Genomic DNA, 12,085 nt, shown 5'->3' on the forward strand with positions numbered 1-12,085 from the left:
TTTAACTCAACAATTCACTCAGATCTTCTGAGTCATCTGTAGTTTCAACGCTAGAAGGATTGAGGAAGCAGTTTAATAGTTCTTCCCCCTCAATAATCTCTTCATTAATATGACTTGAAGGACTACTCAAAATTTCAAGGAGCAAAGGATTTTTACGAGTAAACATCCGGGAAAAATCTATAACTTGCTCTTTAGTTAGCTGGTAGTCTTCACATCTATGATAAACAGAATAAAAGTAAACTAGTTCTGTGACTTCCTCTGATTTTAAATCTACCCACTCACCACCCAAATTATATTTTAGATGTTCTAATAACTTGTATGCTTCTCCTCTTTTATCTATTTTTTTGTCGTAAGAGCGTACTATACAGCCACGAGTTATATCAAACTTATTGTAGTCAATTAATCGATTGAGTCCCGAAAGTATAGATTTCTTAGGAGGCTGGAGTACAGCCACTCCAATCTTGATCAAGTTGTCTTTTTCATATGCAATAATTTTAAAATTTATATAGCCATTATTAGGCGGCTTCTCCGAAAATTCTATAACATCTTCTATTTTTAATTGTTCTAATTTTTCTCCTGAGGAAGTTTCTCCCTCCAAAATTTCTCCTTTCAATGTTTGGAAACTAAACAATAAAGCACAAGTAATTAGGTGATTATCCTCTAGAGAATTTAGAGGGTTTGATTGGCTTTCTTTCTCTAAAGCCAAATAGAATCGCTGCAATGGATCTTCTGGTAGTGAATTTTTCCCAACAACTTTAAAGTTTTCAGTAAACCATTTCAAAGCTTCCCTTACAGTCAATCCATTTTTACCATATTTTCTTAATTCGCTCTCTTCAAATGGGTAAAGTAGATTATGAGGTTTTAAATTCCTGAATTCATAAAATTCTTTCAACCAAATAGTAGCTAATTCAACCATAGAATCAGCATTAAGAGTTTTTAAATCTATAGGTTTGCGTTGTGTATATTTAGAAACTCTATCTGGCGTACCGCCTGGCATTAAATTTACTTTATCTGTCCATGTATCAGGCAGCATGACTGTAAGAATAACAACACCTCGTCCGAGTTCAGACTGTTCCAGAGTATCATGTAGGCGTTTTACTAAATCCGCAATTACTTGTGGAGTTGTTAACCCCTCAGAACTACAGTTATTTTCTACATCTATTTCATCAAAACAAATTACTATAGGGTTGTAGTAACTCACCAAATTAACAATTTGCTGAACATTTTTAAGTGCTTCAGCTTCTCTATCCTGATTAGTTTTAGTAGGATTTGGTAATCCTAAAGCCTCAGCATTAGAATTTGCTAACTCATCGCCAGACAACCATTTAATTGCAAAAGATGCTTGAGTTTCTGAAAGCGTCCATAAAATAGCTCGGATAATGTAGGGATCTGCATTTGGTTTTGTTTTGAGAACTTCTTTGGTTAGCCTATTCATCAAATTCTTGTTTTTAGCCAACCAAGTTGTGTATACTTTGTCAAATCGTTCAACCAATATTTCAGGAGAAAGGCTAGGAAAGTTAGAATCAATGGCTTTAAATCCTTCGTTCGCCATTGCTGATGCCACTTCCTGCCATTGCATTACTCCTTGGCTACCAGTATTGCCGAGGCTATCAGTCAAAGTTTGTTGGAATTGGTATTTGACTAGATTTAAATCTGTATAATTATTAACGCCTGCATAAACAAACAGAGCACTTCCATTTGCTTTTAGCTGATGGCGAATACGACTGAGTATGTGAGTTTTACCTACTCCCTGTTGAGCGGTTATGGCAATTGATGTCACCTTCTCTTGAGTAGATTGGCTATTACGCACAAGCTCAATTGCCTGAAAAACCGCATCGGAAGCGTGGGAATTCAAAGTTGGCACATCTAGGAATCCTTTTGCCCAGACATCCTGTTCTTTGACTATCCCAGCGTTGATAAATGGATTGTAACTTCTGATGGCGGTGTCGAGGGACTCTATTGGAGAAACTGGTGAATTGTTCATAGTGATTTTTTCTAAAATAAAGAACTACACAAAGATTTAGAGAATTTTAGGAATCTAAACGCTTAACGTAGTAACGCAATCCACCGCCAGGAATAGTGATCGAGTCATCACGTTTATCTGGGGTAATATCTCGCATTTCTCCTGCCATCAACTGAAAAATTTCGCTAGCCTGCATTTCTAGAAGCCATTCGTCGAAATGCTCACGACTAATACAACCCTCTACTTCTCTTCTCATCCTATAAATTGGCACTAAATCGTTGAGGTTGTAGTTGTGATTCAGCTTGTCGTAGACTTCCAACACCACTGGCTTGAACTCTTCGTAAGATGCGATCGCATCTCTCTGGCTCTTCCCATTAACTAATGCAGATGTACTAGCTACCGCAACATCTATCTGCCTAATCCACCGCACCAAGGCATTAGCCGCCCAAGTACCAACAATCGTCCCTTCAAACTTAAAATCTCTATCTTTCAAACCCTCACCCAGTACCTCTAAACCCTTGGGAGATGCCAAAGAGTACCCCTTTTTGGAGATTGCGATCACTTCCTGTTTCTGCAATTCCTCAAATACGCTTTGATAATCTGCTACCTTCTTGCCCTTAGATACAATTCTCTTGGTGAGTAGTCCTTTTGTTACTTCTTGCTGCGTTCCTCCCAAATCCCACAAAGCCAGAAGCAGACGAGTTTTAGTTAAATTATTCTTTTTTACGTCCATTCTATGTAGCCTATTTAACTTACTTTTATCATGATAGTTTTATTTTTTTTACCTTGGCTACTTAGGAACCATCATAAATTTGCCTAAAAAATGATAATTATGTCTGCATCTCTAATTGCAAATAAGCACTAGAACACGATTACAGGAAAATGCTTAGTTATTTATGAAACATAAATTTATATTTGTAATCTTCTAATCCTTAATAGGCAGTAACTGCTAGAAACTCTGTGCGATGAAGAATAGCGATCGCTACCCCCTGCCAAAAATATGCACAAAATACTTGATTGATTCACAACATATTTCCTTCGGATGAATACAGTTCTTTCAAAGGCAGGATGGAATACTTGCAAAACTGCATCACTATTAAAGTGAAACGCTTTACTTGTGCTGTTGTGAATGAGCGCCCAAGATTTTTTCAATGTCAGGAAAAATACTCGCAATTCCAATTCTGTTTTTGCAACAGCACGGCTTTAGCAAATGCAGTTAACCACGAAAAACGATGAACACAACATACGGAGAGCGTAAAATAGTTTCGCGTCTGCTGGCAATTTGTCTGTCAGCATTGCTAATAGTACCCGTGCTGACTAGCTGCGGAGGTTCCCGCACTGCTAATGTACCACCACCAGTTGATGATAGTTCTGGTAGAACAGTGAGCGATCGCAACACCACAAACCAACCCCAAGCTAAGAAAGGATTGGGTACTGGGCAGAAAGTAGCAATTTTGGCAGGAGCCGCAGCACTTTACTATCTCTACAACCAGCATAAGAATGCTTCACAAGAAGGGGCCCAAGGCAAGTACTACCTTTCTAAAAACGGGCGTGTATACTACCGCGATGCTCAACACCGCGCTCATTGGGTAACTCCACCATCAGAAGGAATTCGAGTACCTGAATCCGAAGCGCAAAGATACCGCGACTACCAAGGCTTTAACGGGCGCGCTACAGGTCGAGATTTAAGTGGCATAACTGCAACTGAAGCTCCAGCACTTTAAATTGAGTGAAACGTGTGTGTAAATCAAAGCGACTTCCCGAAGATAACGCCTGTCGCGCACGTGGAACCACGATATTCACAAAGGACATAGATCATGGTAGATGATTTTTTCCGCAAGGCGAAGGATTTGTTCTTAGGAAGGAACGACAATCAAGCTGAAGAAGAGGATTACCGCGATCGCCAGGTACGTCCAGCCAGCGAAGATCCATACGGTGACCCAGCCGACCAGAACTTTTATGGTAACGTTACCCCCGCTAGCCAAGACCCTTATGGCGACCCAGCAGACTTTTACGGGAACGCCATCCCCGCCAGTCAAGACCCCTACGGTGACCCAGCCGACTTTTACGGTAACGCCATCCCCGCCAGCCAAGATCCCTACGGCGACCCAGCCGACCAAGGATATGGCGATGTTCGCCCAGCTAGCGAAGATCCCTACGGCGATCCAGCCGATGAGGAATACCGCCGCTAAAGCAAACTAAGATTTTGATACGTCCGTAATTTTTGATCAAAGAATAACTTGGCAGAATAGTAAACAAGGCAGTAGTTTTAAATGCTACTGCCTCTTACTTTTGTTAACGTTCGACGTATTTAAAGAGACCCCTCTCCAAACGTCTCCCCGCAACGGGGAGAGGCTGAAAAAGCTTAGCTTTTTATGGTAATGAATTTTATTTTCTGCCCAAAATTAGAATTTGTCTGCCCCTCTCTGATGCGGCTACGGTGTACACACAAGTAAGAAAAATCCTCAGTTTGTCTGTTAAACCCCCTCAGGCTGCAAGCCTGGGGCTATAGAAACGAAGCCCCTTCGGGTGACGCTCCTTCGTCGCTCTAAGCGAAGCTATGCCGAAGGCTTTACGCTACGATAACGCCAGTCGCCTGCGGAGGGAAACCCTAGAGCAGCGCTGGTCTCACCACCTGCGTGGGCTAAATGCGAAAAAGGACTGCTATAGCCTGCGGAGGCAGGCTTTGTATCTTTAGCCCCAAGCTTATAGCCTGCGGACGATAGGGCTTGTATGTACATCGTAGCTCCGCATCGGAGAGGGGTTGGGACGAGGTCAGTAAAACGTACTATAAATTACGGAAAACTAAGATAAAATACGCCTAATTATTTAGAAGCAAGATTTTCCAGCGTCAATCTATTAAACATTGACAGCAGATAACATTTCCTGTGCTCGGTCAATATTTTGACGTACCGATTTAGCAGAACTATGTAAAGCAGCTCTTTCTTCATCGGCGATATTTAATTCCAATACACTCTCAATTCCACCGCAACTCAACCGACACGGAACGCCGATTACGATATCCTTTAAACCGTATTCACCTTCAAGATAAGCTGCAACAGGCAACAAGCGCGATTGATTGAGCAAAATTGATTCTACCATCACACTCACAGCAGAAGCGGGAGCAAAAAAAGCACTACCTGTATGCATCAATTCCACAATTTCTGCGCCACCATTCCGGGTTCTCTCTACTAAACGCTCAATAGTGGCTGCATCTAACAATTCTGTAATCGGAATGCCGTTGACATGAGCATAACGAGGCAAGGGAACCATCAAATCGCCGTGACTACCCAGTACCATAGCTTTAACATCGGCGGGCAAAACCCCTAATTCTAAAGCAATGAAGGTTTCAAAGCGGGCTGAGTCTAAGACGCCAGCCATACCCATAACGCGATCGCGCGGTAACCCGGTTGCTTGCCAAGCTAAATAAGTCATCACATCCAAGGGATTGGTGACGACGATAAAAATAGCATTAGGAGAGTAGGCGATCGCATTTTTGGCTGCTTCCACCACAATCTTGGCATTGGTTTTGAGTAAATCGTCTCGAGTCATACCTGGTTTGCGGGGAATCCCTGCGGTAATCACCACGATTTCTGAACCAGATGTATCAACATAGTCGTTAGTGCCAATAATCTGACGATTATGTGCTTCAATTCCCCTAGCCTCCATCAAATCTAGTGCTAATCCTTGAGGCATTCCTTGAACGATATCTAATAACACTACATCTGCTAGGTTTTTCTCAGCAATTCGTTGAGCTAGGGTACTACCAACTCTACCTGCACCAATAACAGTGACACGGGGTAAATGACACAAAGCCGGAGATTGAGGATAAGAAGACATATATAGGGGTACGGCTAATAAGCCGGAGATAATATTTTATACCTACCTTACTCGGTAGGCTAAGTTGCTTGAACCCCAGACTACATTTGAGTCTGAGGGTGTTGAATTATTTAAATTCTTCTAGTTGATCTAGACGTAGCCAAAAGTTAGGTGTTGGTACTTTTCCAAACTTCACTAAGGCATAATCACCTTTGATATCAACAATTTCGCCTTTGCTGTCAAACAAGTAGCCAGGAAAGCGAGTATCACTAGCTTTTGCTTCTACACTGTTTTCCAACTTCTCGCGGACAGCGCGAACAATATCACCTCTTTTAATTGGCATGAGTTTCCCTCTCTAGTTTGCAGATCCTTTTATACAGGATCTTAGCTCGCGCCAATACATAAAGGGACTAAAGCTAACATTGGTATATTTTTGATTTAAAACTTAACTCAACTAATCTTGGCATTCAGGGCAAAAGTGACTGGAACGCCCAGCTAACCTAGTGCGTTGTATCAAATTACCACAAACTCGACAAGGTTCACCAGCACGATTGTATACTAGTGCTACACCGCCATAGTTACCATTGATGCCCTTGACATTGAGAAAATTACTAAAAGTTGTACCACCAACCTCAATACTGGCTTCTAATACTTGAATAATGGCAGACCGTAAAAGCTTGATTTGCTCTCGCTGCAAATTTGTACAAAGAGTTTCTGGTAAAACGCCACTCTTAAAAAGTGCTTCATCAGCATAGATGTTACCCAATCCTGCCACGACTGACTGATCTAGTAAGGCAGTCTTGATTGGACGGCGTCGATTTTGCAGCTTTTGCGCCAAATACTCAACTGTAAATTCTGGTGAAAACGGATCTACTGCGAGTTTTGCTAAACCAGTGATGACACTTTCGACAGCAACATTTGGGGGAACCCACCACATTTGACCGAAGGTACGCTGGTCAACAAAGCGCAATTCTTGTTGATCTCCAAAGAATAATCTGACTCGCGTGTGCTTATGTAATGGTTCATCTCGATGCAGCCACAGGAGTTGACCTGTCATGCGCAGATGCGCTCCCAGGTAGCCAGCGGTAGAGGAGGGAGATAATTCAGCGAGGAGATACTTACCACGACGATACCAAGTGGCGATCGCACTCCCTTTGATTCCATGAATAAACTCACCAACAGAAAACGGGTAGGCAATGGTGCGATCAAGCAACACATCTCCACCCGTTATTTCTTGATTGAGGGTCAACTGATTTAGACCCCTCCGGACTGTTTCGACTTCAGGCAGTTCAGGCATTGAAGCTGATTAAGCAAGCAATTTGCTGTTGAGGATAGAGGATTTAGAGAGCCGAAGGTAATTAATCACCTCCAAAGTTCCGATGGTTGGCTTGTGACCTTGGAACTCCTCTCTATCATCCCATTAAAAAATCCTCTTATAGCTCAATTGCTTACTTTTTCGCTTTCGCTGCTGGAGCTGCAACCTCTAATAATTCGTCTGGGGCATAGTTATTCGTGTTAATGCCTGAGTAATTTACCTTATCAAACCGGACAATTACAGAATACTTGATACCGCTTTGGTCAATAGACGCCACGGTTCCTACATCTTGATACCAGTAGGATTCCGGGCGGAGAATACGTACTTTAGAACCACGTTGAACCATGAGTTTTTTCCCTTTTAGTTATCAATTGCCAATATATACGGCTAATTGATTTCACTCTACAACCAGAAGGACGCAGCCAGAGGCTTTGTTAAGTTATTTTTCTAGTTGAGGAACTTGTCAGTTATAAGTTGTGAGTTATCGGCTCTGTACCTATATCTTTTCCATTTCTGTGATCCCCATCTACCGCACTTCCCGAGCTTCCAGCTTTTCACCTAAAAAAGGTGTGTAACCCTGCTTGACAAAAATCTGACGATGATTTAATTTCATGTCGTTCGCAGATAACACTTCAGGAAACCCTCATACTTTATTAAGTACAAACACACTACCCTCGTTACCTCTACCGATCCGTAGATCGGTATCTAAATAAGTGATATCCAACCATCCTTGTTGTCTATCACTGTTAATCGCAGTATCAATTGCCGTTAATTTGTCACCAGCTTCAATTTGTTGGATCAAATTTTCTGGAGAATTGTAACCTAATAACCGTTGCCAACCGATGATACTTCGATTAAATTTGACTTGGACACGACGACCTGAGACTGGCTCAAATTTGGCAGCAACACTGACCAATCCTTCTAAATAAGGTAAGCCATATATCTCGGCTATATTGTAAACGCTGGAATTTTCTACGCGAATATACTGATAAATTTGTCCGAGCTTGCAAAAAGGTAATCGATCCAGATTTAATAGTGCTTTGCTTGTTGTATATATTAATCGCCAATTACCATTAAGCAAATCAGGAGCCTCTACAGGGCGTGGTGTGGGATTGAGGTCCTCTAAAGTGGCGATCGCTGCTAATATAGCCTGTTTCTGTTGCTCACTAGCCAGTAAACCGCGATTAGTACCTGCGATCGCATCTAAGACAGCTGTTTTTCCAATCATCGCCTATCACCTCAAAAATCATCAGGATGAAATCAGCATCAAACATATATAAATATCAAATGTATAGAGTCTAACTAGATCGTTAATAATGTCCTGTCATCTGTCATAAGGTAATTAAATAAATGTCTTTTGTCAGATGGCGGATTGTGCAACTTTTGAGTTGAATTAATAACTAAATTAACTCATATCCAGTGATAGACTCTTATTGTCTAGTTACTTGGAAGTTCTCGTTTCTTGGCGATATGTTGATTTCACCATTACGTGAAGAACCCCGCAACCAGCGAGCTGCTGTTATTCCTTTAAAACAAGAGACTTCTCTTTTAGACTGGTTACAAACCAGCGGTAGGATTATAGCGCGTAACGTTCACGAACCTGATTTTCTGGAAGATGAAGAAGAAATATCAGAGTTTCTGGGTGGAGACGATGGTATCGGTGATTATGATCTTGATGACGACGACGATGTAGCTATTGCCGAAGATTAGCCTGTTATGGCTGGGAACTTTGTGGCATATATCGTCACTATTGTTCAGTTTTGTAAGTGTGGAGTGAAGGGAAATTTCCGTGGACGCTAAATTATCTCCTGACCAAGAGTTAAACTTTTCTGGAATCGGTATCGCTTCGTGTTTGGCTATAGGGCTAGGCGGGGCAGCATTGATTTTGGATTCGATGAGTAATAGGTTGCCTTGGCAGGGTATGTCTCTGACCCTGCCACTATTGTTATCTGCGCTGAGTTCAGCGGCCCTAGGCTTCTGGGTGATCCCGCTGCTACAGGCACTCAAAACTGGACAAATAATCCGTGAAGATGGCCCCCAAGCCCATCTGAAAAAAGCAGGTACACCGACAATGGGCGGGATATTTTTTGTTCCCGTAGCCGTGATACTTGCCTGCGTATTGTCTAATTTTGCAAAAGAAGTGGTTGCGGTTTCCGCATTGACACTCAGTTATGGGTTTATTGGCTGGTTAGACGATTGGCAAATTCTTCGTCGTAAGTCAAATAAGGGTATATCCCCCCGCACGAAACTAACTTTGCAGGTCGGTTTTGCAGCAGTATTTTGTCTGTGGCTGATGTTTAATCAACCTACAGGAATTACAAATATTGCTTTACCCTTAATAGGCGCTTCAATTCCCCTAGGGTTTGTTTTCTGGCCTTTGGCTGGCTTTGCCCTAGTTGCAGAGAGTAACGCAACCAATTTGACTGATGGCATTGACGGTTTGGCAGGTGGAACCGTAGCGATCGCTCTTTTGGCTCTTGGTGCTGTAGTTGCACCCACCTCACCTGGATTGATGATTTTCTGTGCTGCTTTGAGTGGCGGTTGTTTAGGTTTCTTAGCCCACAATCGGAACCCAGCTCGTGTTTTCATGGGAGACACTGGTTCCTTGGCTCTGGGTGGCGCTTTAGCTGCTGTAGCACTGCTAACCAACAGTTTAGTCATACTGTTCATTCTCAGCGGCATCTTCTTCGTAGAAACCCTTTCTGTGATGGCGCAAGTAAGTTATTACAAAGCCACTAAAGGTCCCGATGGTAAAGGTAAGCGCCTGTTGAAAATGGCACCCCTACACCATCATTTGGAACTTACTGGTTGGTCAGAATTACAAGTGGTCGCTGTATTTTATATAATCGCCGCAATTTTGGCCACAATCTGTATGGCAATCCGTTAATTTTCTCCGATTTGAAAAAAGCATTTTGAATAAATAGTAAATTTTTAATCACCAACCCTCACATTAGTGGGGGTTATTTTTTATGGTTATAAAACAATACGGTGATAAAGATAAAATTGTCAGATCATTTACGCATTTGGCTGACCAAATGAACCATCTCCGGCAAAATTAGTTTTTCTATTCCCAGTCGCACAGCATTACTAGAACCAGGAAGAGAGAAGATTAATTTATTTTGATAAACACCAGCAATGGCGCGGGAGGCGATCGCCCGCGAACCAATTTCTTGATAACTTAAAAAACGAAACAATTCTCCAAATCCTGGCAAGGTTTTCTCTAGCAATTTTTCAATTGCATCGTAGGTAGTATCTCTGGGTGCAATCCCTGTGCCACCATTGAAAATCACAACATCCACATTTGTAGTCTCACCCAGCAGTTTTATCTGTTCTTGAATCTGTGCTGGCTCGTCCTTAATAATTTTGTGGGCTAATACAGCATGATTGGCACTTAGAAGTAATTCCTTAATTAGCTGACCACTTTTGTCGGTTTCTAGAGAACGTGTATCGCTAACGGTGACAACAGCACAATTTACCGTTATTCCCGGCGAGTCTGGGTGAGGTTGTTGTGTCATACCAATTTCTGAAACTGTTACGCAAAGTTCAAAATTCAGAGTCCAAAGTCTAGGAACAACGAGGGGAACATACCCCACAGCACTGGCTCCTCTTGACTTTTGACTCTTGACTCTTGACTCCTTACGATTTGCTAAATTCCAACCCGTTTTCTTCAGCATACCGCTGCATAAAGCGAATAAAGCGCTCCCATTCTTGGGCAGATTTGATCAGGTAAATTGCTTCTAATGCTTCTGGCCTGCCATTGACAAATCTAGCCTTCACTTCGCGGGTAATGATTTCCCCTTCTTGGTCAATCATGTACATCCCGGTGATATCTTCGGTAGTAGTTTGAGCTAAAGCTTTAGGATTGACAAAAATAAATGTTGCAGTACCACTTTCACCAGTACGCGATCGCGTTAGGCGCACATCAGGTACTGCATCTTCGTCTATACCTCTAGAAAATTGGATTTTCGCCATGATGAGTGAACTTAAAGTTTTGTAATGATTAATTTATTATTCTCTCATCATTTTAGAACCAAGCAATCTTTGCTATTACTGATATTCCTGATTTACGGATAAATGCTTAAGTAGCTTCTCGTTCCAGAAACAAAGTCACAGGTCCGTCATTTTCAATTGCAACTTGCATCATTGCACCAAACTCACCAGTTTCCACTTTTAAACCACTGGTACGCAATTTGGTAACAAATCCGTCATACAAATCTTGGGCTAATGAGAGAGCAGCCGAACGGTCAAAGGAGGGGCGACGACCTTTGCGACAATCACCATAAAGGGTGAACTGACTGACTACCAGCAACTCACCACCAATTTCTTGCACAGATTTTTGCCAGCGATGTCTATCGACAAGCCGCTGCGCGTCTACGTCCTCTTGTTCATTAGGAAATAACCTCAATTCCAAACACTTTCGCGCCATCCAGTCGAGTTCAGCATCGGTATCAGTATTGGCAATTCCTACAAGTAAATTTAGCCCGCGACCAATTTTGCCGACAATTTCACCATTAACGCTAACTTGAGATGATTTAACTCGCTGAATGATAACGCGCATGAAAAAAAGTGTACTGCTATTAACAATTTACTCAAACTCAAATAAAGAAGATATTAGTGAGTATGAAATTCGCAGTATGATAGCTAATTTTATAGTCAAAGTTAGGAATTTACAGCTAATAACCAAGACTTCTGCTATTGGCTGAAACTTTTACAATAATTAGGTTTTTTAAATGGCTCAGGTCGGATTTGAACCAACGACCCCAGGCTTATGAGTCCCGTGCTCTAACCAACTGAGCTACTGAGCCATGTTTTTTCACATGATTTCTAAATATAGCAGAAAAATTTGCTCATTTCTAGTCTTTCTGGCAATTAATTTTTGGTTGGACCCTAGAAGGACTAATACCTTTTCTCGCGAAGGTAGCTACAGATGACAAACAGGGGGAGAAGGGAAAATCATTTGTAGCTCGAATTTAAAGAATCGCAATGCC

At 41.9% G+C, this 12,085-nt stretch carries 14 protein-coding genes and 1 tRNA gene; 4 read left to right on the forward strand and 11 right to left on the reverse strand.

What is annotated here, in order from left to right:
* Position 1: 1 nt before the first annotated feature.
* Positions 2 to 1,810: a P-loop NTPase fold protein gene (locus BV372_RS19745; protein ID WP_256973333.1), complete on the reverse strand. Its 1,809-nt coding sequence runs from the start codon at positions 1,808 to 1,810 to the stop codon at positions 2 to 4.
* A 220-nt stretch (positions 1,811 to 2,030) separates the two neighbouring features.
* Positions 2,031 to 2,696, reverse strand: a complete 666-nt coding sequence (locus BV372_RS19750; protein ID WP_086688201.1) for a hypothetical protein — start codon at positions 2,694 to 2,696, stop codon at positions 2,031 to 2,033.
* A gap of 499 nt (positions 2,697 to 3,195) precedes the next feature.
* Here BV372_RS19750 and BV372_RS19755 point away from each other — a divergent pair, with 499 nt between their 5' ends.
* Together BV372_RS19755 and BV372_RS19760 are read left to right on the forward strand one after the other, a co-directional pair.
* A complete protein-coding gene (locus BV372_RS19755; RefSeq protein ID WP_086688202.1) occupies positions 3,196 to 3,687 on the forward strand; it encodes a hypothetical protein in 492 nt (163 codons plus the stop codon).
* 93 nt (positions 3,688 to 3,780) lie between these two features.
* Entirely contained in the window at positions 3,781 to 4,155 is a 375-nt protein-coding gene (locus BV372_RS19760; protein WP_086688203.1) for a translation initiation factor, read from the forward strand.
* Between the two features lie 667 nt (positions 4,156 to 4,822).
* Here BV372_RS19760 and mdh read toward each other — a convergent pair.
* The 5 genes from mdh to BV372_RS19785 form a co-directional block, all read right to left on the reverse strand.
* The gene (gene mdh, locus BV372_RS19765; RefSeq protein WP_086688204.1) at positions 4,823 to 5,803 is read right to left on the reverse strand and encodes a malate dehydrogenase; all 981 of its coding nucleotides are present in this window, start codon (positions 5,801 to 5,803) and stop codon (positions 4,823 to 4,825) included.
* A gap of 106 nt (positions 5,804 to 5,909) precedes the next feature.
* Positions 5,910 to 6,125: an NAD(P)H-quinone oxidoreductase subunit O gene (locus tag BV372_RS19770; protein ID WP_086688205.1), complete on the reverse strand. Its 216-nt coding sequence runs from the start codon at positions 6,123 to 6,125 to the stop codon at positions 5,910 to 5,912.
* A gap of 111 nt (positions 6,126 to 6,236) precedes the next feature.
* Entirely contained in the window at positions 6,237 to 7,079 is an 843-nt protein-coding gene (locus BV372_RS19775; protein WP_086688206.1) for a DNA-formamidopyrimidine glycosylase, read from the reverse strand.
* A 151-nt stretch (positions 7,080 to 7,230) separates the two neighbouring features.
* Positions 7,231 to 7,443: a photosystem I reaction center subunit IV gene (locus BV372_RS19780; RefSeq protein WP_086688207.1), complete on the reverse strand. Its 213-nt coding sequence runs from the start codon at positions 7,441 to 7,443 to the stop codon at positions 7,231 to 7,233.
* Positions 7,444 to 7,740: 297 nt separating this feature from the next.
* Positions 7,741 to 8,325, reverse strand: coding sequence for a PAP/fibrillin family protein (locus tag BV372_RS19785; protein WP_086688208.1), 585 nt, complete (start codon positions 8,323 to 8,325; stop codon positions 7,741 to 7,743).
* A 242-nt stretch (positions 8,326 to 8,567) separates the two neighbouring features.
* Between BV372_RS19785 and BV372_RS19790 the strand changes: the two genes are divergently transcribed.
* Entirely contained in the window at positions 8,568 to 8,807 is a 240-nt protein-coding gene (locus BV372_RS19790; protein ID WP_086688209.1) for a DUF3134 domain-containing protein, read from the forward strand.
* Between the two features lie 79 nt (positions 8,808 to 8,886).
* Positions 8,887 to 9,984 (forward strand): phospho-N-acetylmuramoyl-pentapeptide-transferase, encoded by a 1,098-nt coding sequence (gene mraY / locus BV372_RS19795; protein WP_086688210.1) that lies wholly within the window; start codon positions 8,887 to 8,889, stop codon positions 9,982 to 9,984.
* Between the two features lie 124 nt (positions 9,985 to 10,108).
* Here mraY and BV372_RS19800 read toward each other — a convergent pair whose 3' ends face one another.
* From BV372_RS19800 to BV372_RS19815, 4 genes are all read right to left on the reverse strand, one after another.
* Positions 10,109 to 10,612 (reverse strand): molybdenum cofactor biosynthesis protein B, encoded by a 504-nt coding sequence (locus BV372_RS19800; protein ID WP_086688211.1) that lies wholly within the window; start codon positions 10,610 to 10,612, stop codon positions 10,109 to 10,111.
* 121 nt (positions 10,613 to 10,733) lie between these two features.
* The gene (gene psb28, locus BV372_RS19805) at positions 10,734 to 11,069 is read right to left on the reverse strand and encodes a photosystem II reaction center protein Psb28 (RefSeq protein ID WP_086688212.1); all 336 of its coding nucleotides are present in this window, start codon (positions 11,067 to 11,069) and stop codon (positions 10,734 to 10,736) included.
* A gap of 106 nt (positions 11,070 to 11,175) precedes the next feature.
* Positions 11,176 to 11,655: a D-aminoacyl-tRNA deacylase gene (dtd, locus tag BV372_RS19810; RefSeq protein ID WP_086688213.1), complete on the reverse strand. Its 480-nt coding sequence runs from the start codon at positions 11,653 to 11,655 to the stop codon at positions 11,176 to 11,178.
* A 173-nt stretch (positions 11,656 to 11,828) separates the two neighbouring features.
* Positions 11,829 to 11,902 (reverse strand) — tRNA-Met (locus tag BV372_RS19815).
* Between the last annotated feature and the right edge of the window lie 183 nt (positions 11,903 to 12,085).

The sequence above is a fragment of the Nostoc sp. T09 genome (genome assembly GCF_002154695.1).
In the GTDB taxonomy this organism is placed as follows: domain Bacteria; phylum Cyanobacteriota; class Cyanobacteriia; order Cyanobacteriales; family Nostocaceae; genus Aulosira.